Origin of the sequence: Geitlerinema sp. CS-897, from assembly GCF_028368005.1 — a bacterium.
GTDB classification, from domain to species: Bacteria; Cyanobacteriota; Cyanobacteriia; order Cyanobacteriales; family Geitlerinemataceae; genus Baaleninema; species Baaleninema simplex.
Window position 1 is genome coordinate 1 of record NZ_JAQNCQ010000284.1, and the last position, 23,288, is coordinate 23,288.

A 23,288-nucleotide genomic window follows, 5' to 3' on the forward strand; every position below is an offset into this window, starting at 1 on the left:
GATTCCACAGGCTTTTTGTTTTACGTCCACTTGGTGCCCCCAAGCCGGACGGATCTGATTTTTTGTTTTGGGCTTTATGCTCTATACAGGTTGCCAGTGTCTTAACCGTTACTTCTGGGCTGCCTACTGGATGAGCTATCTGTATGTTTTCAGCGTGTTACCACCTTATCAATTATATTTGATTGCTCGTTTCGGCGCTATCCCCTTCTCTCGCTCTCGCATTGTTCAGGGGACGCACCTCAACTCACCGCCGCTTCACCACCCCCTAACCGCTTCGCGGTATAGGCGGAGTACTGCGACGGATCTTGATAGAGTTTGCGAAAAGTCGCGGCCGCGAGCGATCCTCAAAAACTGAAAAAACCAGGCCGAGAGCGACCTGGTATCGTTATCGAGGCAACCTCGATGCCAACAAACGAACTAGGAGTTCGTGGTTTGGGTAGCGAGCATTTGTTTGAGTTTCGCCAGTTCGTCCGCCCAACGGGGATCGGGTTGTGCCGAACCCGAATCGGAGCTAGGGCTACTGCTGCGAGAGCGATTGCTGCGACGGCTAGATTTTCCGCCGCCACCGCTAGAAGACGAGGCCGCAGGCGCTTCGGAACCTTCCTTACCTTTCTTACGAGGCAAGGCTTTCTCGATTTTGATCTGGCTGTCTTTGAACTCGTTGCCGTTGTAGGCTTCGATGATGCGATCGGCTTGTTCGTCGTTTTTAACCGTGACGAAACCGAAACCGCGACATTTGCCCGTTTTCCGGTCGGTGATGACTTTAACGGACAGCATTTCGCCCGCATCTTTGAAAAAGTCTTGCAGTTCTTGACGCTCGACTTCTTTGGGCAAGTTACCAACGTAAAGACGGATAGACATGAATGTAAACCTCCAGAGTTAGAGAGATATTTAACAACTTTAAAAAACGCGATCGCTCGTTTGGAAACCGTTCGGGTCGTGGGGTTTTACCCGTGTCAAACCTCGATCTTCCTCAACGCAGCAGACCGCGCGTCTCGACGAGTCGCGCCACTTCCAAGACCGACTCGAACGAACGAAACCCGCGCGATCGCAATCTGTTTTCTGTAAAGAAACCTGTCTGGCAAGGATTTTGTAGCGTAAAACTTCAGTCATGCGTGAGGCCCAAAGGCTGCATCGGTACACTAAACGAGTAAACAAACTGCGATCGAATCTGGTCGATGTCTTGAGATTTGAAGACCGAACCCCCGAGTGCATCGGAGTCAGCGAACCCGTCAAACCCAAAGACTCATCTTAGACTTGCAAAACGCGCGACTTGGCAAATGGCGTCTGTTCCTTACCGATCGAGCGATCGCGAATTAAAATCTCCTAAACGATCGATGTCGCTTGTTTGTTCGATAGCGCAGTTTGCTCGAACCTAAGCAAACCCTCCTCTACGGTATCACAGTCTCAACGCCAAATCGAGCCAGACGCCCGACGCGCGAGCCGATCGTTTTCCCTAAAAATTGAAGGCTGGGGTTTGACCGAGGACTCCAAACAAAGCGGTTAAGTATCATACGCAAGCGGCGTATCTTTTGGCAATAGCAACTCTAAGATTTCTGTCAAAGCGTGATTTCAAACGTTACTAAATGTAACAAAGAAGAGATAGTAAGGCAAATCGCCCCGTCACAACCCACCGCGAACGAGCAGATACGCGCCCCACACGGCCATCAACACGGCGACGATCGTCGAGCGAATCGGATGGCCGTCAGGACTGGTTTTTCCTTTCGGCGTTTGTAGCGTATCGATATCGATCCAAGGCACCGCACCGCGACGGAACCATCCCGTCACCGTCACCGTGCGATCGAGACAATCAACCGGGCGCACCGGTTGCGGTAAAAAATTCCCCACACTGCCAAATCGCGTGCAATAGTGCAACCGAATCGCTCCGTCGTCCGTGTGCAATGTCAAATCTTGACCGAGCCAATTTCCCGTCCCCGATCGACCGACGAGTTGCCCAGAAACCTTCACCAACCGACTTTGAGTCGGAATCGATCGCCCGTCGGAAAACCACTGTCGCCAATTGGGAGACAGATCGAGACGAGAGGGTTTCAAATCGGGAAAATATGCGTTAACGCGTAAGAACGTTCCGAGAGAAAACCCCGTCATGGCCAAGCCTCCCAGCAACCACCAACGATCCTCGTACACCCACGCCACGACTCCCACGTCGAACAGGTTGTCTACCCAACCGATCGCCACCGGAACCAATGCTAACCCCACGGCGATCGCGGTTCCGAGAAACGGCGCACCCTGTAACGGAAGCAGTGTCTGAAGTCGGCGTGTCGGTTCGAGCGGCGTCGCGTCGCCCCACTGTAACTGCGTCTCTAACTCCCAAAACTGAGCGATGCGCGTCAGTCGATACAGGCGTTTGCCCAATAACGGATGGCTGCTGTTGAGGGCGAACCAGTGACTGTAAGGATTTTTGACATCCCACGCCAACGCCGACTCTGGAGAAATCTGAGGATACAAACTTCCGAGAAACCGAGCTTGTGACGTTCCCAACGGGGCTAACATCTCCCATCCTTCATAGAGATAAACGATATCGGGGCGAGAGGCGAGGTGTCGCGACATTCCCACCGACAGCGACAGCAAGGCGCGAGTCAAGCCGTTGGGATTTCCCGTAACGTTGACAACATCCGTATCGCTCGCCGTTTGACAGCGACGAGACAGCGCCAGTACAGGATATCGCAACAACTCAAACAAGCCGTAAGCTAGCGTCGAAACAGTCGCCACACCCCAGAACCCCGTTCCCCAGAGAATCCATAATGGGAGGCGATCGCGATCGCTCTGTTGGCGCTGTCGCAACCAATCCCCCAACCGCGACCCTTGCCAATAGAGGGTATAGGGAAGCTGTAACAGTGCCACCAGCCCCGACATAACCGCCAAATCCCCCGTCAAATTGCCGCGTTCGAGTCGGATCGCTTGCGCCATCACTAGCGACGCGATTTCGTCATCTGACAGGCGATCGAGCAGTCCCTGACTGACGACGATGCGAGCCGTTTTCGGTAAATGACCGTAAGCGAAAACAATCGGAGCCGTCTCGGGTAGCAGGCGAAATTCAGGAATCGGTAACTGACGGGTTTTACAAAACTGACGCACCGACTGCGCCGCTTCGGGACTGAATTTCTTGAGCTTGCTCAGAGAAAACGGTTTGCACCCGTACCCAAACTGCAACAACCCGTCTAACAGCCAGGGAGACACCGCAAACAGCACCACCAAAAACCCGGCAATTTTTCCAGTATGGTTTCCGTAAAACGCTTGTATCGGACGCCAAATTGAAAACGTATAACGAACGAGAATTTCGTTCGTCGCCGTCATCAATCCGTGGAGTAGCAAGCACAACAACAAAAATGTCGCCAGAACTGTCGCGAATTCTAGCCAACGCAACTGTGCCAAATTCGGAGATTTCAGCGACTTCCAATTGACGGCTCTCGGTGCGTTGCGTTCTTGCCAAGTTGTCGGAGGTTCGTTTGGCGTCAGGGGCGTTTCTGGCGATTCCGTCTGCGGTGTCTGACGGGATGGAGTTGTCGAGGTGTCTGGAGACGCGTCTCGGGAGGGGCGTGTTTTGGGGGAGCCTGGAGGTGGCGGTGGTGGAGAGATTTCTTCGGGAACATAGGCGATTTCCCGAGATGCGGCGACGGGGAAAGTCGGCGACGACGAAGCCGTTTCGAGCGGCTCGAATCCCAGTTCGCCAGGAGTCGAGTTCGGGTTGTTCGGGTTGTCAAACGGCTCGAATCCCAATTGGCGGGGTGTGGATTCCGGGTTTTCCGAGTTGTCAAACGGCTCGAATCCTAAAGATTCCGGTTCGTCGGCGTCGGGAAAGCGTTTGAGTAATACTTCGAGGGTTTGTTGCGCCCACTGCTGGACTTTGGGGTTTGGGGTTTGGCAGAGTTGACGAGAGAGTGCGATCGCCTCTCGAGGGCGACGACAGTTCGCGTAGGCGTTGACGAGTCCCATCTGCGCCTGACAAATATTTTTCGGGGACTTGGAAATTTGGCAAACTTTTTGTAACTGAGCGATCGCCGTGTCGTACTGCTTGCGTTTGAGGTTGGCCAAACCTTTCTTTAGAAGCGATCGCGACGTTTCACCCGATTTAGCTCGATCGGCAGATGAGGACATATCAGCACAACAAATTCCCACCTCTCCTACGATAGCTTTCGTTGGCGAGGAGATGAGGAGGGAAGACAATTGATAATTGACAATTTCTCCCCCTCTCCCCGGCTCCCCGGCTTCCCCTCTTCCCTAGCGGGCAATTTCGCGGAAAATGACTTCGAGGATTTCCGTTGCACCCTGTTCCCGCAAACGGTTCGCCAGCGTCACACCTAGGGTTTCCGCGTCGGCGGTGTTTCCCGAAACCGTGTCTTTGACGAGTTGCTGGCCGTCGATACTGGCTACCATTCCTGTTAACGTCAAGCGATCGCCTTCGATGGAGGTATTCACGCCGATGGGAACTTGACAACCCCCTTCGAGATTCCGTAAAAAGGCACGTTCGGCGAGACAGCGTTGGGTCGTCGGCACGTCTTCGATCGCCTTGAGGAGTTCTAAAATCTCAGTATCCCCTTCGCGACATTCGATCCCCAACGCCCCTTGTCCGACAGCGTGTAACGACACCTCAGCGGGAATCGCTTGATGGATGCGATCGCCCATACCGAGCCGTTGCAATCCCGCCACAGCGAGGATAATGGCATCGTAATTTCCTTCGTCGAGTTTCGCCAGACGGGTGTTGAGGTTACCCCGAATGTCTTTAAACTCTAAGTGGGGGTAATGGTGGCGCAGTTGAGCCAACCGACGCAAGGACGAGGTTCCGACCACCGCGCCTTCGGGAAGGGTTTCGAGTTGTTTGTCTTTGTGTTTTTCGTGAACCACGAGGGCGTCGGCGGGGTTTTCCCGTTCCGTGACACATCCCAGCATCAACCCTTCAGGAAGATTCGTCGGTAAATCTTTGAGGGAGTGAACGGCGAAATCTGTCTCCCCAGCCAGCATTCCCACTTCCAGTTCTTTGGTAAACAGTCCCTTATCGCCGATTTTCGCCAAGGCGACATCGAGAATTTTGTCCCCCTGGGTACTCATGGTGTGGATTTCAAACTTGCGATCGGGGTAACTCTCTTGCAGGCGATCGCGTACCCAGTGAGTTTGAACGAGTGCCAGTTGGCTTTTTCGGGAACCGATGCGAATCGTTCGGGCTTCAGCAGAAACAGAGGAGGTCATGGAACGCTTACTGAAAACTTTTCATTATACACAGACCCGATCTAGAATACCGCACTCGCGTTGAGATGAGGTGAGGTGGTGAGGAGATGATGGGACGTTCCGGAATCCGTTTTCGATAAGTCGGGTTGTAAGAAGTGTTCACCACAGAGGCACAGAGGACACAGAGAAGGGTTTGCCGCGTTCGGCAAAACCACTGTTTGAAATTCAGATTCTGTATGACTCTCTTTGGTCGTTGTCGGAATGAAAATTTCGATCGCAGCTATTTAATGCTTGTCGAGCTATTTGTAGGGTGGGCAATGCCCACCGACCTCTTCATTGCGTGTAATTTCGGTCGAACTGCGTAAATTTTATAAAGATTAAAAATTAAACAATTTTCTTTATTTTTTTGCCTGAAATTTATGTATTTAAATTTATGAAATTTAATATTATATTGTTTTTCGATCGTTTTCTCAGACAAATTTACTTAAACGATACCAGTCATAAAAATCTCGAACAAATTCAGCGATCGCCATGTCTGTATTCAAGTCGGGATCTCGAACCGAAGCCTTTCTCAGTTGTTCTTGTGTAAATTCAACACCTAACTCTCGTTCGATCGCTTCGATAAAATCTTCAGTATAAAAGCCAATATCTCCGATATTTTTCCAGAATGGAAGTATTACCAGTTCTTCAAAAGATGACTCGGCACGAATAAATTGGTGATCGACGCCTCCAAGCTGAGCGATAGACTCACGAATTGCGATCGCTACTTTTTTCAGCTCTTTTGAGTCGTCTTCAAAACAATATTCAACAAAACTAAAATCCGATTGTGGTGGATTTCGCGACAAATAAATTGCTCGTCTTTCTTCAACTGTGAATCCTTTCAATAACTTTTGAATTTTGCGAAAACCCGCTCGAAATTTACTCCTAAGCAAAACAAAGTTTAATACCATAAAAAACAAAAAATGTCAATCAGGATTTAAACGAGATGCCAAACTGCTACTGAGAGATCTCCAGAGACGGAGCTACAGAGAAACATCATGCGATCGCCGTTTCCCTTCCCGGCTGAGTTTGCCATAATTCTCAAAGACCACCACAGGAGATCGCCGATCGTGGAAAAAACGAAAAACGTCCTCGGACAACGCTTAGATCCCTGCTGCTTCTCCCCGCGCACGGGATTTTACCGCGATGGATTTTGCAACACCGACCCCCAAGACTTCGGATCTCACGTCATCTGTGCCGAAGTCACCGCCGAATTTCTCGACTATACCAAAGCGCAAGGAAACGACCTCAGCACGCCCGTTCCAGCGTTTCACTTTCCGGGGTTAAAACCGGGCGATCGCTGGTGTTTGTGCGCCTTACGCTGGAAAGAAGCCCTCGAGGCCGGAGTTGCGCCGCCAGTGGTGCTGGCTTCGACTCACGAAAACGCTCTCGAGGTTGTTTCCTTAGACCTTTTGCAAGAATACGCCTCAGACAGCGCAGAAAGCTCGACTTAACCCAAGTTTCCCCCCTTTCCCTCGTTCCCCCTCTACCCAGCCCACCCTACCGTCGCTCTAAACTCGAACCCAGAAAACGCCATCCAAACGATCGACAGTTTCAACGCCCCTGAGTACAATAGAAACCCTAGCCTTAGCGTCCCTTGAGGCGCAGTCTTTTACGAGAGAACATGGTGCGACCGATAGCGATCGATCTGTTTGCTGGGGCAGGTGGAATGAGCCTCGGCTTCGAGCAGGCGGGATTTGACGTGCGAGCTGCCGTCGAACTCGACCCGATTCACTGCGCCGTTCACGAGTATAACTTTCCCGAGACGCCGGTTCTCTGTCGGAACGTCGCTGACGTAGAGGGCGACGATATTCGCCAAGCTGCCCGCACGGACGAGTTCGACGCGATCTTCGGCGGACCGCCCTGTCAGGGATTTTCCCTCATGGGCAAACGCCTCCTCGACGATCCTCGCAACAATCTCGTATTTCACTTCGTTCGCCTCGTGTCGCAGTTACGGCCGAAGTACTTTGTTCTGGAAAACGTCAAAGGCATGGCCGTCGGCAAACACAAACGCGGTGTCGATATCGTTATCGAGAAGTTCGAGGCTTGCGGCTATACCGTCGTCACCCCTTACCGCATTCTCAACGCTTCTCATTACGGCGTTCCCCAAAATCGCGAGCGGCTGTTTCTATTAGGCTACCGCGACGACGTTGCGCCTCCTGTCTATCCCGAACCTCAAACGCGCCCAGCCAACGGGAAACCCGCCCAAAAACTCAGTTCTCTTCCCCCCTCTCCCACCGTGGCAGACGCGTTACGAGACTTGCCCGAAATCGAGCAGTACGACGAACTGCTGAAGGGAGATTCGGTCGAGGCAGAATTCGGCGAACCCAGCGAGTACGGGGCGATTTTACGGGGGTTGGCGATCGAACCGAACGATTACGCCGCTCTCCGACACTACGATCGCCACCGTTTGACGGGAAGTTGGCGCACCCGACACAACGCCACCTCGATCGAGCGATTTAACCAAACTAAACCGGGCAAAGTCGAACCCATCAGCCGCTTTCTGCGACTCGATCCCAACGGGATCTGTAACACGTTGAGAGCGGGAACCCCCAGCAGTCGCGGCGCGTTTACCTCGCCCCGTCCGATCCATCCGACGTTTCCCCGCTGCATTACCGTCCGCGAGGCGGCACGATTGCACAGTTATCCCGACTGGTTTCGCTTCCACGCCACGAAATGGCACGGTTTCCGACAAATCGGTAACTCCGTCCCCCCTCGATTGGCGAAGGCAGTGGCCGAGCAGATTGTCGAAGCGTTGGGGGTCACGCCAGTCGCCAGCGATCGCGTACTACACTTAATCGATTCCCCTCTCTTAACTCGCCCGATGAGAGATGCTGCCCGACACTACAGCGTCTCTCATCACGTCATCGCCCCGCGACTTTTGAAGGGAAGAGGGGAGAGTGAAGAGTGAGAACAGGTTTCAGGTAACAGTGTCCCCTTGTCTCCCCCTCTCCCCCTCTCGACTACCGCTTCAACCGTTGTTTCAGATGCCAGGTTCGATCGGCGTTCCAACGTTGGTGCAGTCCCTGCACGTCTGCCACTTCGCCACGGTAACGCCAGCGCACGTAAGCCTCGACGATCGCGTCGATAGTGTCGGCGAGATCGGCCGGATAGCGATCGCGGGCTAAACTCGCAAATTCCAGCGGAGTTTGAGCGGGATGTTTAGACAGTCCCCGACCGGCCAGCGTTCGTAACATTTGACGATACAACCGTTCGATGGCGGGCAGTTTGGCTAACCGGCGACGGTACGTCCATTCTCGCCATCCCTGCCAACTCAGCCAGCCCAGGAACCCAAAACAGGCAAGGACTAACAAGCCCGAGAGAACGCCGAACCAGCCTTTAAAGAACAACTGAAACACCCACTCGATCGCGTTGCCGATAAATTGGAACAGACCGCCAATCAATCCAGCCACGGGGGACGGCAACCATCCGGCTACCCAATCCCAAAACTGACGCAAAACGCCGAAGGCTTCGTATTCAGAAATCGAGGGAGGCACCACATCGCGGCCGGGAATCGGATCGAAGGCGAACCAACCGTATTGAGGAAAGTACACTTCAGTCAAGGCGAAGGCGTCGGTGTTTTTGACTTCGTACAGTCCCGTAAAGGGGTTGAACTCTCCGGGGGCGAATCCAGTGGCTAAGCGAGCGGGAATGCCGATCGATCGCAACAGGACGGTTAAAACGGTCGAGAAGTGGTCGGGATAGCCGCCGGGAGAGCAGAGTTGGGGATCGGGAGCGCTTTCGCAACGAAACAGAAAGTTCGTGACGAGGTCTTCTCCCTCTTCTAGATAGGGCAACCCGAAGGGATTTTCAGGGATGCGGTAGTTTTGTTTGAGGTATTGAGCCAGATAGAGCGATTTTTCGTAAGGGTTCGTCAGGGGGTTGGGGGCGTCGGCGAGGACGCCTTCGGTAAACTCCCGCAGGCGATCGCGCAAGTCTTCGGGAACTTGGAAATAATGGCTTTCGATGCGTTTGGGGTAGTCGGTGGGGGCTTGTGCGAGTCGGGTGCGATCGCGCTCGGACACTTGGGAAATCACCGTGTAGGTCAATCCGTCAGTTAAGAAAACGGGCGATCGCAGCGATCCTTCAGGGCCGACGGCGATTTCTTTCGTGGGAAAGTAGATAAATTGAGGTTGGTCGAGGGCGGGAATCAACCCCGGCAGGTCGGCAACGATACTGTAAGTTTGGATGACTTCTCGGGTGTTGCTGCGGACTTCGATAAACGGCAGAGTAAATCGAAACGTCCACGGCGATCGCGCCACGTTTCGCACGTCGTCGTTGCGGGAAATACGCCATCCCTGACCGGTATATTCGTCGAAAGCGGTAACGCGCCAAAATCCGGGGGCTTGCGATCGCACCCGCATCACCACTTTCGGCGTCATCGTTCCTCGCAGGTTTTGATTGATGCGATCGCTGAAGCCGTAATAGTACGTGTCGTCGAGTTCTCCAGGCCCTTCGGCGGCGTTACCCGTCCCGCCGTTTCCCCCGACTTCGCTCCCCTCGCTCCCCTCGGGGGTGACGATGTTGCGTCCGTCGAACTGACCTCGAAAATCGATGGTCGTACTGACGGGAAAGCTGCGAAGTTGATAGCCGGGAACCCGAGGCATGACGGCGAACAGGATTAAGCCCAAACTCAATACCGCCGCGACCAAGACGATGCTGGCTTTCCAGGGAAACGACTGACGGAAACCTGCTAGGGGTTGACGAGGGGGGCGTCTGGCGTGTTGGCGCGTCAGTCCCAGGCGCGATCGATAGTCGAACATGAGGGCGGGAACGGCAAAGGCTAGAAACAGAATCAGAAACAGCCCAAAAGCCATCGTTTGGCTGATGGTTCCGGCAACCCCCAGTAAAATCAGACCGATGACCATCGAATAGCCGAGATCCTTGCGTCGAGGCAGGTCGAAGGTGTGTAGCACTTGAACCTGAATGAGAAGTTCGGCTAAGATCAGACGTGTATCGTTGAGCGTCGTGACGAGATTGCTTAAAAACGCCACTAAAGACACGAGCAGGGCGATCGCGAGGATAAATTTCGTCAGAACGTTGCGATGGTGGCGTCGATACCAACTCCAGGTCGCACCGACGAGACTCAGCGGTACAGCCCACAAACTGATTTGAGTCTCTGCTGCGACGTCGGTGGCGACGATTCCAATCACGACCATCCCTTGAACGAGAACGCGCAGGGCGATCGAGTCTTCGGGGACTGGAGGAGGAAGCGATCGCAAACGCTGCCATAGCGGCCGTAACCGGGCGATGTCAGAGAGTCTCAGACTTGGAGATTCAGACATTTCGACTATCTTAGAGATATAGACAGAGACGTAGACGACGACGGGCAGTCTCTTTCTCAATGTGACATATTTTTGGACTCGGCGACTTTACGGATCGCGTTCCGATCTCGCTAACATAGAGGGGGCGACCACTGAGGCCAGCGACCCCACAGCGCCCATCTCCGAGTTTTTCGGGGTCTAGCACCCGCAAAAACACGCAATTTTTCTTAAAAAATGTAATTTAAAATGCGTATATCCACCAAAACAACAAGTTATAACTCTCGAGAAAAATGGAACTCAGAAAAACATAAAATAGTCGTGTCAATCTATATCAGCAAAGCTTTTCAGGATTTAAGATCGGCTTTTGTTAGAGGTCTGCCACACCAAAAATTTACATGAAGCGTCCGAAACTTTACAGAAAGTTTTCAGTTCTCTAAAAAAACTGTGCTTACATTAGAAATAGAAGAGGTATTTCCTGTTTAGGGTTAGGAAGGCAATGCAGCGATATTTAACACTGATACTAGGCGCTGCCCTATCGCCGGTCGTTGTCCTCGCGGCAACCCCAGCTAGGGCGGGTTCCTTAAACTTTTCGATTTCCCCGTTTACGGGGAGCAACGCCGAAGTTGACATTTGGCTCAGCGATCTCGACGATGGCGGAGTTCAGTTCGACTTCAGAGTCGATGAATCGGTCAATCTCGCCGATTTGCGCGGTATTTTCTTCGATATCAACGATTCGTCTCTCGTCAGCGGCTTGAACGTCACGGCAAACACCAACCCGTTCGCCAATCTCGACGACGACAATTTCTATAGCTTAAAGAGTAGCGACGTATACACGAGTTCGGCGGGAGATCTGCTGAAAGCGAAGAAAGCCGCTCTCAACGGTGGCGTCGATTCCAATTATCCCGACGCGATCGCGCCATCTGATGGCTTTAACGTCGCCCTCGAAATCGGCAGTCAAGGTCTCAAAGGCGGAGACGACTTCCAAGGCACGTCGTTTATCGTCAAACACGCGACGCAAGCGCTTTCGCTTGAGAATTTTGTCGGCCAAGACTTTGGGGTTCGCATGCAAAGCGTGGGAGCCAACCGCAACGGCAGCACGAAAATGTACACCCAATCTCCGACTGCGGTTCCGACGCCGATTCCCACTCCCGCACCGACACCGCAGCCGAAAGAAGTTCCCGAACCGTCGGTGGTGTTGGGCTTGATGGCAGTGGGCGCAGCGTTCGAGCGTACTCGCCGCCGTCAACTGGGTTAATTGCCGAACCGTCTAATGGGTTTGCATCTACTACTTTAAGTTTTGCTTGAGCAGTTCGACGACCCGACACCACGACGGTTTTTTTATGGAAAATTCTGGAAATTTCACCGTCGATAGCAGAGATCTCTACCCTCGCTCGGGTGAAGTGGCGATCGCACGAGATCGCCACTCGAACTCTCCTCGGACGAGAAGTGCGGGTCGCCCTCGTTACCTCGCGTCACCGTACTTCTCGTTGGTGTGATGTTCTGAGATGGCGATCGGCGTTTGGGTTCTCGCGGTGTGCGCCATCTTCAACGATCGACCGATCGCGATCGCCCCAAACAAGCTGATGGTTCCTTAGTCTTACAAGTCCCAATCCAACCTTGTTTGTCAGTAACTTCCAAGGCGCGTGGCAACGACTGGTCTCGAAGTCCGTTCGCACGCTCGACGAAATGTTAGACGATCCGACCGTGTCAGTACGCGATCGGGCAGAAATCGCACTCCAAGTTATCGCTCTCCACCACAAAACAGAGTGCGAACCGTCGTTCGGCGAGACTGAGGCGATCGCGCCTTCTACTCCATCGGGGGGAGATGTTGAATTTCCTAACCCTCAATCGATCCCCCTCGATCGCTACGTTCTCCTCGAGAACTTTCTCTCTCCCGAAGAGAACCAACAAGCCTTGAACATTGCCATCGATCGCTGCGAGCAGTTCGTTTCTTCGGGAACCACGAACCAAACCACGAACTACCGTCAATCTTCAGTTCTCTACGCCACCCTATATACCGAGTTCTACCATCTCCTCAAACAGCGCATTCTACAGGTATTGCCAGAGGTTCTCACCCAACTCGATCGCGCCCCTTTCCGCATCGCCGAACTCGAAATGCAGCTGACAGCTCACAACGATGGCGGGTATTACAAAGTTCACAACGATTCCGGTTCCCCCGAAACCGCTACCCGCCAACTCACCTATGTCTATTACTTCCACCGCTGCCCCAAACCGTACTCAGGAGGCGAGTTACGGCTTTACAAAACCGATCTCGCCTCCGGGCGCGTCGTCGATTCCGACTGCTTTACTACCCTCGAACCACAGAACAACAGCATTGTCTTTTTCGACAGTCGCTGCCAACACGAAGTCATGCCCGTTCGTTGTTCCTCAAAACACTTCGAGGACAGTCGCTTTACCTTCAACGGATGGCTGCGGCAATGAGGGGAAGATGGGGAAGCCTTTTACAGTCACCAGTCACCAGTCACCAGTCAGATGATGAGGCTAAACTTTTACCTGTTCGCTATGCTTACTCTTCCCTCTTCACTCTTCCCTCTTCCCTGAAAAAGCTCCCCAGCTCCAAAAGCTCCTAAACGCCAGGACAAATGGAAAATACCAAGGGAGACTGTTCGGAGGCATCGAGGCGTACTTCCAAGGTATAGATGCGATCGCATCGCACGTCGGGAAGCTCCACACAGAGGTCTCCTGGGTCCGAACGCTGAGCGGTGGCGAGTTTGGCATCGCCACACAACTGCACGCGTCCGCCTTCGGGAAGCTGACAGAGTGCGTAGAGCCTCGGGCGATCGCCGTCGTTGCGGAAGTCGGCTTCCACAGTCAACAACCCGTGGCTGGTGAGCCACTGACGTCGTTCGGTCGGACGTGCTGGGGAAACGTGCAGCGATAGAGTTTCGACGATTTCTTTAGCAGCTAACAGCGACAGCAACATTTGTTGGGTCGGGGTCGCCGCATCGTAAGATGGAGGAAAGTTATCGGCGGCGTCGGAGGAGGCCAGCAGCTTGTCACCGCTGCGACTGGCCGACCAAATTAACAGGCGTTCCGTCCAGAGGTTGAGTTCGTCTTCGCGATCGGGAAACAGCGTTTCTACAGCGGCCATCAACCGCTCTCCTTGGCGAAGTGACGACTGCACGAGCTGCTGAGAGCGACTCAACAGTTCCGATAACACGCCTTCGGGAAGCGTGACGGGAAGGTCGATCGCTTGTAGTTGTTTCAACCACAAGAGGCTGGGAACTCTTACCCCAGTTCGGTCGTCAACGGGATCTGTATCGTACTCCAGCACTTCCGTCTCCCAGGGAAAGAGCGGTAAGTTATCTTGGAGTTGGTCTTGGAATCGGCGCTTGAGTAGCGCTTGAAAACGGTCTTGCACGGTTGGTTCGTCTCCTAGATCGATCGATTGATAGTTCGGTCGGGCTTCGGCATCAAGCCCGACCGGTTCCGGAACGTCGAGATTCGTCACATCGACGTTTACCTCGTTGTCTCCGGGGGGCGATGCCAAATCGTCCGTCGGATCTCGTAGAAGCCACGCAAAGAAACGATCTTCGACCGTTTCTCGGTTCCTGTTGGGGGAATTCGTATCATTATTCATCGCTGCGTTCGTCTCCTCCGGACACTCGTTCGTTGCGAATTTCCCAAGCCCGTTTGAGTAGTTGAAACCAGCGTCGTCGGATTTGGGTTGGGGTGCGGCCGAGTTGTTGGGCGATATTGTCTTCGGACTCGCCGCGACGTTTGCGTTGCAGTAATTCTACTTCTTCAGAACTACAGGAATTCAGGAAAGATTTCCACTGACTCGAGGTCATGCCGAGATCGCGATCGAGATCGGCGTCGAGCCATTCGTGAACTAATTCCCAGCGGTGAGATAAAGCAAAGCGAATTAAATGATATTTAAACCGTTGTTGGAGGTAATCTCGCTGTCGCGACGTCAAACCGAGAATGGCTTCGATCTCTTGGGTGGGGAGATCTTGCAAGCGCAAAACGAAATAGTCGGCGCATTCGCTTTGGTTGTTGGCTTCGAGGTAAGCAATCAGTTCGTCGATGACCCGCGATCGCAGTAAGTCGTCGGTCGGATCGGGGGTCAGGTCTACCATGCGATCGCGCACTTGACTCGTGGGCGTATCGCTCCAGGTCGTATCGGTATCGTTGGGTTTTCCGTCTCCAGCGCGATCGAGATCGACGGCGAACTCGGGCGGTTGTTGTTGGGCGAAGGTTTGCGCTCTTAAAATGACGAGCTGTTGGCTGCGACCCCGTTTTAGAGTAATGCGCCGTTTGGCGTAGCGCTCGGTAAACGCCATGTATTCCGACAACTCTAACAACGTACGCGGCGAATAGGTGGCCTCGAGATCGAATTCCCGTCGTAACGCGTTGAGGGATTCGACATAAAAGCCCTGTAGGAAATCTTCGATGAGTTGCAGCCGTCCGTAGTAACTCGACTGCACTGACGGCGGCGTAATATATCGATAGATAATGGCGCTCAGCGTGCTGTGAAGTTCGACCCGTCCGCCCCGAGATCCGAGGCGGTAGTAGTTCAGACATTGCTGAACCCGATGGCGTGCGAGCTTGTCCGCCCAAGCTGCTACTTCACCGGACGCCTGGATGCGTTGGCTTTGCGTACAAGTCCGTTCGACTTCTTCGACAATGCGAGCGGCCACCGTTTGACAGTTTCCTTGACTAGCACGTGTGGACTGGTGGAGATCGCGAGCGACTCTCTCGACCAGTGTTTCCGTATCTTGACGATCTGCTTCTTGCTGACTACCCGTCACCATGACCCTCTCAAGTTTACAGCGAGATCGACTTCCGGAGATCTCGGCCGGAAGTTCGGCGGCGGTAGATGCAAGGTTTGACGAATCGAATCTGACAACCCCATCCGAGCGAGGTGGTGCGATCGCACCGATCGATATACGTGGGGGCTTCGAGCGATCTCGAAGTGAATATGCTACGCTTTGTTTAAGGAATTTGACGCCATCGACACATCAATGGGTAAGGTTCTCGTCCTGAACGCCTCTTACGAGCCACTGAACATTACGAATTGGCAGCGGGCGATCGTATTGGTATTGAAGGGGAAGGCGGAACAGCTCGAACACAACGGTAAGTTTGTTTATCCAGAGTGTCCCCTTCCTACGGTTATTCGACTGCGTTACTACGTGCGAGTTCCTTACAAAGAGATTCCTTTAACTCGTCGCAACATCTTTTACCGAGACGCACACACTTGTCAATATTGTAACTACACGGGAGAGGAGTTAACCCTCGATCACGTCGTTCCACGATCGCGCGGGGGAGGTGACAGTTGGGAAAATTTGGTGACTGCCTGCGTGCGCTGTAACGTCAAGAAGGGCAATCGCACGCCCCAGGAAGCGGCCATGTTACTCAAACATCCCCCCCGACGACCTCACAGCAGTTTGTATTTTGAAGTTCGCAAATATCTCAAAAGTGGAACGCATCCCGAGTGGCACAAGTACGCCATCGGGATTGATTTTTAAAGGCCGGCTGACGGGATGACTCGTGGGGGTAAGCTCACCCCATCTCCTCTGCTTCCCGTCGAGCCTCCCGCTTGGCTAGCAGGCGATCGAGCTGTTGTAAAGTGGCGATGACGATGGCGATGCTGGCAGCGAGAACCAACCAAAATCCGTGAGCGAACGCTTCGGTGCGATCGAGAGCAAACCCTCCTAACGGCGGCCCGACGGCGTAGCCGACTGCCCAACACAGGGAATTGATCGACAAGTACACCCCCCGCAAGTTATCGGGTGCCAGCTCGACAACCAACGCCGAGGCGGAAGGGGTGTACGATACGGTCGCGATCGCCATAACGCCCAAGGTGATAACTGCCCACACGAGCGGACGTTCGGTATTGCCCGTCGTCCACACGCCGACGAAGCTCAACGCCCAAAGTACGGCCGAAACGGTTAACGCTCGAGCGTGATCGAAGCGACCGAGCAGTTTGGCAACGGGTAGTTGTAACAACACGGACACGGCGACGTGCCAGGTAAACAAGCCACTGAGGACGTTGGGAGGAAAGCCGTTTCCGTCGTCTACGGAGAGAAAGTTACTTAGATACACCGGTAAGGCGGTATCGGTTTGGGAAATGTAGGTGGTAAAGAGAACGTTGACGGCGACGTAGACGAGGAGAGTGCGATCGCGCAGGGCGATCGCCCAGTTTTTGAAGGGATTTTCGGATTTTTCAATCTGACGCCCCGTTTCGGCAATGGCGATCGCCAACACGGTAAAAAACAGCAGGTACGAGACGCCATCGACGACGAATAGCAGACGATAGTTGTCGGTTCGAGCGATCCACGCACCGCCCAAAATAATGCCGAATTCCAAACCCAAGCTATCGGCGAGACGGTTGAGGGCGTAGGTTTCTCGGCGTTTGTCGGGAGGAGTCAGATCGGCCACGACGGTTTCCGACGCCGGCCAGTACAGCCCGACCCCCATTCCGTTGAGTAAGTTTCCGGCGACGAGGGTGGCGAAATCTTGAGTCGCTGCCAAGACGAACGATCCTGCTGCCGATAAAATCGCAGAGAGCAGTAAGGTTCGCTTGCGCCCCCAGTTGGGAGAGTCGCACATCGAACCGCTGAGGATGCGGCCGGCAACGCCGGAGATCGAGGCGCTCCCTAACCCGATCCCGACTGCCGTAGCCGACAATCCAACTTGGTTGACGAAGAAAATCGAGGCGTAGAACAGTGTAAATCCCGTTCCGATTTGGGAAATAAAGCGCCCGATAATGAGAATCCAAACTTGTTTTTGCGCGTCGTTCACGTCTCGAACCGTTCGGCGTTCCGAACGGATAACAGCAAAAGTCCAGATCGTTATGATATCGAGTCGCGATGTCGAAGCCCCGATCTCAGGTGGGGCGATCGCTCTGAGGTAGGCAGTCGCTGCGTTAAGGTGAAAGGGAAAGCGGGACGGTAGTTTGATTTGCTCAGTTGGCAGCGCCTCCCGCAGCAAGAAGCTTTGCAGACAGGATTGAGAACATGATACGAACGCTTCAGAATGCTTTGGTGACGTTGGTTTTAATCGTGTTAGGGGGGTTGGGCGTTCCGACGATCGCCGTTGCTGTGGAAACCGAAACGGTCGAAACCCTTTCGCCAGAAGCCGACCGACTGTTTCGACAGGGAGTCGGCCAGTTTGAGGGCGAGAATTACGCTGAGGCGGAACAGACGTTTTCGGAACTGATCGATCGCGAGTCGGATTTACCGGAAGCCTACTTTAACCGGGCGCGATCGCGCGAGGCGTTGGGACAGTTCGAGTCGGCGATCGAAGATTATAGCGACGCGATTCGCCTGCGTTCGGAGTACGTCGAAGCGTATATCAATCGCGGTAACGTTTATTTAGCCGCAGCCGCACAACTGGGCGATTTGGAAACGGCGTTAGCAGATTTCGATCGCGCTCTCGAACTCGATCCCGATAATCCAATTCCGTATCTCAATCGCGGTAATATTTACGCGGCGCTGGGAGAGATCGAAACGGCTTTGGATAATTACGATCGCGCCCTCGAACTCGATTCCGGTTACGTCGAGGCTCACTACAATCGCGCTCTGACGCTGGCCGAACTCGGACGCGCGGAGGCGGCGTTGACGGGGTACGAGAACGCCCTCGCCGCCGTTCCCCCGGAACAACCGCTGTTGCAGGTTCCCATCTATCTCAACCGGGGGATGCTCTGGTTGCAACAGTCGAACCCTCAAGCGGCGATCGCGGATTTCGAGCGGGTTCTCGACATTAATGGGGAAACACCCGAAGCCTTCGGCAATCGAGGGTTGGCCTATGCTACGCTCGGGGAGTTCGATCGCGCCATCGACGATTTGCAACAGGCGGCGCAATTGTTCGAGCGACAGGGACGCTCGGAAGCAGCGCAGCAAGCTCGAGAAGCGGCTCGGTATTTGCAGCAACAGCGGTAAGGAGAGAATTATCGTGACAAAACGTTATCGGGCGATCGCAATTGGGGTGGCGTGTCTCGTTTTCCTGTTTGCTGGTTTCGCCCGAGGCGCGACGGGAAACGTCGATGCTGAAACCTGCACGGCAAACGGGTTTTCGCTGTTTGGAAAAGTGCGTGTCGTCGAATCTTTTCCCGATTTAACGGTAAAGATCGTCGATGCGTTTCCCGATCTCAACGTACAGGTGGTCGATGCGTTTCCCGATCGCTGCGGTCAGTGGGAGTTTGTCGAATCTTTTCCCGATATTGAAGTTAAATTCGTCGAATCTTTTCCCGATATTGAAGTTAAATTCGTCGAATCTTTTCCCGGCATTCCATAATTTTGCTTGTTTTTTTAGAATGCCATTCAACTCGCCGACTGGCTTACAAGTTTTAGGAAGTATGAAATAAGTCTGTCGGACGGATTCGAGATCTTTTGCCGTGAAAGTGCCGTAATTTTTTAAATTACAGCACATTTTGGACTGCTTCACAGATATCAAACATTGCGAATGACAGCGACCGTTTCCAACTCGCGTGCGACCGATCGCATCTCGTCTTTATCTTGTTGAGACCAAACTCGAGGAGAACGACAGTGATGGGCGACTAACAATCCCCACAGTTCGCCATCTTGGAGGATGGGGGCGACGAGGTTGGCTTTCACGCCGATACTATTTAGAAATTCCCGATGACAAGGATGTATCTCTGCTGTGTCTACGTCATCGATCGCATTCAAACGACCTTCGAGATAGAGCTGGGCGTATTCGCCCGTGAAACAATCGTCAGCTCCCGTCGAGCCTAAAATCGAGAACTCTGGAGAAGACAGAGATTCAAACGTCACTTGTCCTTTCCATTTTCGGTAGAAATAATACAGCACGATGCGATCGACGTTTAAGCGATCGCGAAGTTGCTGCGTTTTACTTTGAATTAACGCATCGCCTGCTAGGGATCTCGACAGACGATTGGTGAGGATTCGCAATTGACGGTCTAACATAGACTTTAGATTTTCAACCCCAATTCGAGCGATCGCATTTTTTATCTATGATATAGCAACCTTAAATCAGTTGTGTAATAAAATTGAGACAAAAAGGGAATCGGGAACGGAGAACGGGGAACGGGGAATCAGATTTTTTCGGGTGTTTTAATTTTTGACGACTCATTTGGGACTGCTATAGCTAAAAACGATTCGAGATTTGAAATATAGAACTTAACAAAAATAAATATACAAAGACGGAACGAGAACCCGAACTCGCGATCGTCTCGCTTCAACAACATGAGGTCTCGTCTCGATCGCTTGTTTCCCCCCACATTTCCAAGCCGAAGGTCTCGATCCTCCTTGCAAAAAACAGCAGTGCGTTTCTCGGATCGTTCCGCAACGCCTAAATTTCAACCCCGAAACCGTCAATTCTTTCCCCATCGAGGGTAAAATACAAAATCGCTTTGTTGAGTCTATCGATCGCCAGGAGAGAAACCGTTGCAAACCCTGTTACGTCTGTCGCGGCTCGTCGATCGCGCCAACGAATCGATCGGTCGTCTAACAGGCTGGCTCGTCCTTCTCATGGTCGTTGTGGGAACCTGGAACGTCATCGGACGGTATGCGGGCCAAGCCATCGGTATCAAACTCAGTTCCAACGCTTTCATCGAAACCCAATGGTATCTCTTTAGCTTAGTGTTTTTATTAGGTGCTGCCTACACCCTCAAACATAACGAACACGTGCGAATGGACGTGCTGTACAGTAACTGGTCGCCCCGCCGCAAAGCGTTAGCGGATGTCATCGGAACCCTACTGTTTCTCATACCGTTTTGCGCTGTCGCCCTGTGGTTCGTGCGATCGCCGATTCTCAGTTCTTGGCAAATTCAAGAAACCTCCCCCGATCCCGGCGGCTTACCCCGCTATCCCATCAAAACCTTCGTATTCGTCAGCTTCGTTCTGCTGATCTTGCAAGGCATTTCCGAAGCCATCAAAAAATGGGCGGTTTTTGTCGGCGAGATCGGTGCAGAGGCCAATTCCCACGACGCAAATTCTGAAGGCACAAACACAGAAGAGGACGGTCGAAATGACTGAATGGTTAGGAATTTCCATGTTTTTCGGGGCGCTCGTCCTGTTGCTGCTGGGGTATCCCGTCGCCTTTACCCTCGGCGGTGTCGCCATCCTCTTCAGTCTCATCGGCGTCGCAACTGGAACCTTTAGCTTTTCTTTGTGGGGGAGTTTTCCGCTACAGGTATTCAACACGATGTCCAACTACACCCTGTTGGCCATTCCTTACTTTATTTTTATGGGGGCGATGCTGGAAAAATCGGGAATCGCCGAACGCCTCCTCGAAACCATTGGCATTCTCTTCGGACGGATACGGGGTGGTTTAGCTTTAGCAGTGGTTCTCGTGGGCGCTTTGTTAGCGGCCACAACTGGTGTCGTGGCGGCGACCGTCGTGGCGATGGGATTGATTTCTCTGCCGATCATGCTGCGCTACGGCTACAACAAAGAATTGGCGACGGGGGTAATTGCTGCATCGGGAACCCTCGGACAAATTATTCCCCCCAGCGTGGTGTTGGTGGTTCTTGGCGACCAGTTGGGCATTTCCGTCGGCGATTTGTTCGTGGGGTCGATGATACCGGGATTGCTGATGACTGGAGTATTTGCCGTTCACGTTTTGGCGATCGCGACGATTCGACCCGACGCCGCCCCAGCTTTACCGCCAGAAGTGCGAAATATGCGCGGTCGCGATTTGGGAATGCGGGTGTTGAACGCGATGGTTCCGCCGCTGCTGTCGATCGTCTTGGTTCTCGGCAGCATTCTTTTCGGCTTTGCAACGCCTACAGAAGCCGGGGCTGTCGGTAGCGTCGGGGCGATTTTGCTGGCCGCAGCCAACCATCAGTTAAGTTGGGATTCGCTGCAACGCGTGGGCGATGCGACTTTACGAATTACCAGCATGGTGGTGTTTATTTTGTTGGGTTCGGCGGCGTTTAGCTTGGTGTTCCGAGGACTCCGGGGAGAACAGGTCATTCAGAACGCGTTAGGCAACCTTCCCGGCGGAGAGGTGGGATTTTTGGCGGCGAGTATGGCGATCGTGTTTTTTTTGGGATTTTTTATCGACTTTTTCCAAATCGCTTTTATTATCGTGCCGCTGTTTGCCCCCGTCGCCCAGCAGTTTGGGATGGATATGGTGTGGTACGGCGTGGTTTTGGGGGCGAACTTACAAACTTCGTTTTTGACGCCGCCGTTTGGATTCGCGTTGTTTTATCTACGAGGCATTACGCCGCCCGAGGTGAAGACGCAGGATATTTATCGCGGGGTGATTCCCTTCGTGTTGCTGCAAATTCTGGTATTAGTCGCGATCGTTCGTTTTCCAGCGATCGTGAGTTGGCTTCCTTCCTTCAGCAAAATCCAAGGCTAACCGAACCTCTCAACGACTCACTGCAAAAACTGTTCGCTGAAGAAAGGGGGGAGAGAGGTATGACGACGTCGAACCCAGGCTTCGCCATCGCCGATACACGACCCAGAAACTCCCCCCCCCACTAATATCTCGGGAAAAATCGATGAGTTTTACGGGAATGCCCCGGAATCGTTACAAAACTTTATAGAAAATACCGGAAAAGCCATGAACGAAATTGGAAATGCCTTACGTCTATCGTTACAGGTGGCGGCGATCGCGACGGTATTCGTGGCTGTCATCGGCAGTAGTCTCGGTTATCTCCTGGTGCGGTATCGTTTTCCCGGTCGAGATTGGCTCGAAGCGATCGTGACGTTACCGCTGGTGTTACCGCCGGTGGTGGTGGGATATCTCTTATTAATATTGCTCGGACGCAACGGAGCGATCGGGCATTTACTGTACGAACTGACGGGATGGACGCTGGTGTTTACTTGGCAGGGTGCTGCGATCGCCGCTGCTGTCGTTGCCCTACCACTGATGGTGAAAACCACGAAAGCCGCGTTTGAAAGTGTCGATCCCGCGTATTTAAAGGCGGCGTCTACGTTGAGACAATCCCCCTCGAAGGTGTTGTTTCGGGTATGGTTGCCCCTGGCGTGGAAAGGGATTTTAGCGGGGGTCGTTTTGAGTTTTGGGCGTGCTTTGGGGGAGTTCGGGGCGACGTTGATGGTGGCGGGGAACATTCCCGGCGTGACTCAGACGATGCCGATGGCGATTTATCAAAAGGTGCAGATGGGGAACGATCGCGAAGCGGCGGTGTTGGTGGGGATTTTGAGCGCGATCGCGATCGCCGTGGTGTTTTTGAGTAAATATCTGGAACGATCGAACGCAGCGCCGTAAAGGAATGGTATGGCAATGTGTTTGATGGGTGATGTCCGTGGTGCTTTCTACCGTTACGACGGCTCGAAAATCTCGCTGGGTTCGCTGGCGTCGGCGCGAGTCTGGGGAATCTTTACGGTTTTGGATGGTTCTCGTCGTCGCGTCTTTGGGAATTCACGGGGTTGTGTTGGGATGGTTCAGCCTTCGCGGATTCGAGACGAGGCGATCGCCGTCGGATCGCTTGGAAAACGATGCGATCGAAATTTCGGTTGTGGAACGAGCGATCGTGTTCGAGAAAGCTTCGACTTCTGAACCAACGGTTTCAGACTCTTCGACTTCTGAAGCCGTCGAAGACAGTCGAGATGGAGAAAACGAAACCGGTGCGATCGGCGCGTTACCGCCAACGCCGACACCCACGCCGGTTCCGACTTCTACGCCAGTTCCCACACCGACACCAACTCCTGTTCCCACGCCAGTTCCGACTTCGACGCCGACGCCAGTTCCGACTTCTACGCCAACACCCGTTCCCACGCCGATTCCGACTTCGACGCCAACACCCGTTCCCACGTCCACGCCAACACCCGTTCCCACGTCCACGCCAACACCCGTTCCCACGTCCACGCCAACACCCGTTCCGAC

At 53.4% G+C, this 23,288-nt stretch carries 20 protein-coding genes; 10 read left to right on the forward strand and 10 right to left on the reverse strand.

Annotated features, from left to right (window positions below):
* Positions 1-417 precede the first annotated feature (417 nt).
* From POG22_RS17830 to POG22_RS17845, 4 genes are all read right to left on the reverse strand, one after another.
* Positions 418-861, reverse strand: coding sequence for an RNA recognition motif domain-containing protein (locus tag POG22_RS17830; RefSeq protein ID WP_017662862.1), 444 nt, complete (start codon positions 859-861; stop codon positions 418-420).
* Between the two features lie 762 nt (positions 862-1,623).
* Positions 1,624-4,116, reverse strand: a complete 2,493-nt coding sequence (locus POG22_RS17835; RefSeq protein ID WP_498906677.1) for a M48 family metalloprotease — start codon at positions 4,114-4,116, stop codon at positions 1,624-1,626.
* 123 nt (positions 4,117-4,239) lie between these two features.
* Entirely contained in the window at positions 4,240-5,205 is a 966-nt protein-coding gene (hemC, locus tag POG22_RS17840; RefSeq protein WP_063716195.1) for a hydroxymethylbilane synthase, read from the reverse strand.
* A gap of 449 nt (positions 5,206-5,654) precedes the next feature.
* The gene (locus tag POG22_RS17845; RefSeq protein ID WP_498906678.1) at positions 5,655-6,134 is read right to left on the reverse strand and encodes an aldehyde dehydrogenase; all 480 of its coding nucleotides are present in this window, start codon (positions 6,132-6,134) and stop codon (positions 5,655-5,657) included.
* Between the two features lie 159 nt (positions 6,135-6,293).
* Between POG22_RS17845 and POG22_RS17850 the strand changes: the two genes are divergently transcribed.
* Complete coding sequence (locus POG22_RS17850) at positions 6,294-6,677, forward strand: DUF2237 family protein (protein ID WP_063716194.1); 384 nt, start codon at positions 6,294-6,296, stop codon at positions 6,675-6,677.
* A 170-nt stretch (positions 6,678-6,847) separates the two neighbouring features.
* Entirely contained in the window at positions 6,848-8,134 is a 1,287-nt protein-coding gene (locus tag POG22_RS17855; RefSeq protein WP_498906679.1) for a DNA cytosine methyltransferase, read from the forward strand.
* 52 nt (positions 8,135-8,186) lie between these two features.
* Here POG22_RS17855 and POG22_RS17860 read toward each other — a convergent pair whose 3' ends face one another.
* Complete coding sequence (locus POG22_RS17860) at positions 8,187-10,508, reverse strand: transglutaminase TgpA family protein (RefSeq protein ID WP_498906680.1); 2,322 nt, start codon at positions 10,506-10,508, stop codon at positions 8,187-8,189.
* 475 nt (positions 10,509-10,983) lie between these two features.
* Here POG22_RS17860 and POG22_RS17865 point away from each other — a divergent pair, with 475 nt between their 5' ends.
* Together POG22_RS17865 and POG22_RS17870 are read left to right on the forward strand one after the other, a co-directional pair.
* Complete coding sequence (locus tag POG22_RS17865) at positions 10,984-11,742, forward strand: PEP-CTERM sorting domain-containing protein (protein WP_074170842.1); 759 nt, start codon at positions 10,984-10,986, stop codon at positions 11,740-11,742.
* Between the two features lie 362 nt (positions 11,743-12,104).
* Positions 12,105-12,929, forward strand: a complete 825-nt coding sequence (locus tag POG22_RS17870) for a 2OG-Fe(II) oxygenase (RefSeq protein ID WP_063716190.1) — start codon at positions 12,105-12,107, stop codon at positions 12,927-12,929.
* Between the two features lie 145 nt (positions 12,930-13,074).
* On the opposite strand, the gene POG22_RS17875 is transcribed toward POG22_RS17870, so the two are convergent.
* The gene (locus POG22_RS17875; protein ID WP_063716189.1) at positions 13,075-14,088 is read right to left on the reverse strand and encodes a hypothetical protein; all 1,014 of its coding nucleotides are present in this window, start codon (positions 14,086-14,088) and stop codon (positions 13,075-13,077) included.
* Entirely contained in the window at positions 14,081-15,262 is a 1,182-nt protein-coding gene (gene hetZ / locus POG22_RS17880; protein WP_063716188.1) for a heterocyst differentiation protein HetZ, read from the reverse strand. Before hetZ ends, POG22_RS17875 begins: the two co-directional genes overlap by 8 nt.
* A gap of 210 nt (positions 15,263-15,472) precedes the next feature.
* Between hetZ and POG22_RS17885 the strand changes: the two genes are divergently transcribed.
* The gene (locus POG22_RS17885; protein ID WP_017662876.1) at positions 15,473-15,976 is read left to right on the forward strand and encodes an HNH endonuclease; all 504 of its coding nucleotides are present in this window, start codon (positions 15,473-15,475) and stop codon (positions 15,974-15,976) included.
* A gap of 34 nt (positions 15,977-16,010) precedes the next feature.
* Here POG22_RS17885 and POG22_RS17890 read toward each other — a convergent pair whose 3' ends face one another.
* Positions 16,011-17,252 carry an MDR family MFS transporter gene (locus POG22_RS17890; protein WP_498906681.1) on the reverse strand — a complete coding sequence of 414 codons (1,242 nt, stop codon included), beginning with the start codon at positions 17,250-17,252 and terminating at the stop codon, positions 16,011-16,013.
* A gap of 215 nt (positions 17,253-17,467) precedes the next feature.
* Between POG22_RS17890 and POG22_RS17895 the strand changes: the two genes are divergently transcribed.
* Complete coding sequence (locus POG22_RS17895) at positions 17,468-18,391, forward strand: tetratricopeptide repeat protein (protein ID WP_498906682.1); 924 nt, start codon at positions 17,468-17,470, stop codon at positions 18,389-18,391.
* Between the two features lie 13 nt (positions 18,392-18,404).
* Positions 18,405-18,746, forward strand: a complete 342-nt coding sequence (locus POG22_RS17900; RefSeq protein WP_223307446.1) for a 7(1) septoil knot domain-containing protein — start codon at positions 18,405-18,407, stop codon at positions 18,744-18,746.
* A gap of 155 nt (positions 18,747-18,901) precedes the next feature.
* Here POG22_RS17900 and POG22_RS17905 read toward each other — a convergent pair whose 3' ends face one another.
* Positions 18,902-19,396 carry a GAF domain-containing protein gene (locus POG22_RS17905; RefSeq protein ID WP_063716185.1) on the reverse strand — a complete coding sequence of 165 codons (495 nt, stop codon included), beginning with the start codon at positions 19,394-19,396 and terminating at the stop codon, positions 18,902-18,904.
* 480 nt (positions 19,397-19,876) lie between these two features.
* Between POG22_RS17905 and POG22_RS17910 the strand changes: the two genes are divergently transcribed.
* From POG22_RS17910 to modB, 3 genes are all read left to right on the forward strand, one after another.
* Positions 19,877-20,467: a TRAP transporter small permease subunit gene (locus POG22_RS17910; RefSeq protein ID WP_017662882.1), complete on the forward strand. Its 591-nt coding sequence runs from the start codon at positions 19,877-19,879 to the stop codon at positions 20,465-20,467.
* Entirely contained in the window at positions 20,460-21,797 is a 1,338-nt protein-coding gene (locus POG22_RS17915; protein ID WP_498906683.1) for a TRAP transporter large permease, read from the forward strand. The genes POG22_RS17910 and POG22_RS17915 overlap by 8 nt, the downstream gene beginning before the upstream one ends.
* A gap of 204 nt (positions 21,798-22,001) precedes the next feature.
* The gene (modB, locus tag POG22_RS17920) at positions 22,002-22,670 is read left to right on the forward strand and encodes a molybdate ABC transporter permease subunit (protein WP_498906684.1); all 669 of its coding nucleotides are present in this window, start codon (positions 22,002-22,004) and stop codon (positions 22,668-22,670) included.
* A gap of 153 nt (positions 22,671-22,823) precedes the next feature.
* Here modB and POG22_RS17925 read toward each other — a convergent pair.
* On the reverse strand, positions 22,824-23,288 hold a 465-nt coding region (locus POG22_RS17925), incomplete at its 5' end, for a hypothetical protein (protein ID WP_498906685.1).

Coding starts and splice junctions, on each gene's coding strand:
- hetZ (WP_063716188.1), bottom strand. CDS start 15,262: ATGGTGACGGGTAGTCAGCAAGAAGCAGATCGTCAAGATACGGAAACA.
- POG22_RS17905 (WP_063716185.1), bottom strand. CDS start 19,396: ATGTTAGACCGTCAATTGCGAATCCTCACCAATCGTCTGTCGAGATCC.
- POG22_RS17830 (WP_017662862.1), bottom strand. CDS start 861: ATGTCTATCCGTCTTTACGTTGGTAACTTGCCCAAAGAAGTCGAGCGT.
- POG22_RS17835 (WP_498906677.1), bottom strand. CDS start 4,116: ATGTCCTCATCTGCCGATCGAGCTAAATCGGGTGAAACGTCGCGATCG.
- POG22_RS17915 (WP_498906683.1), top strand. CDS start 20,460: ATGACTGAATGGTTAGGAATTTCCATGTTTTTCGGGGCGCTCGTCCTG.
- POG22_RS17855 (WP_498906679.1), top strand. CDS start 6,848: ATGGTGCGACCGATAGCGATCGATCTGTTTGCTGGGGCAGGTGGAATG.
- POG22_RS17860 (WP_498906680.1), bottom strand. CDS start 10,508: ATGTCTGAATCTCCAAGTCTGAGACTCTCTGACATCGCCCGGTTACGG.
- POG22_RS17885 (WP_017662876.1), top strand. CDS start 15,473: ATGGGTAAGGTTCTCGTCCTGAACGCCTCTTACGAGCCACTGAACATT.
- POG22_RS17895 (WP_498906682.1), top strand. CDS start 17,468: ATGATACGAACGCTTCAGAATGCTTTGGTGACGTTGGTTTTAATCGTG.
- POG22_RS17845 (WP_498906678.1), bottom strand. CDS start 6,134: ATGGTATTAAACTTTGTTTTGCTTAGGAGTAAATTTCGAGCGGGTTTT.
- modB (WP_498906684.1), top strand. CDS start 22,002: ATGAACGAAATTGGAAATGCCTTACGTCTATCGTTACAGGTGGCGGCG.
- hemC (WP_063716195.1), bottom strand. CDS start 5,205: ATGACCTCCTCTGTTTCTGCTGAAGCCCGAACGATTCGCATCGGTTCC.
- POG22_RS17865 (WP_074170842.1), top strand. CDS start 10,984: ATGCAGCGATATTTAACACTGATACTAGGCGCTGCCCTATCGCCGGTC.
- POG22_RS17875 (WP_063716189.1), bottom strand. CDS start 14,088: ATGAATAATGATACGAATTCCCCCAACAGGAACCGAGAAACGGTCGAA.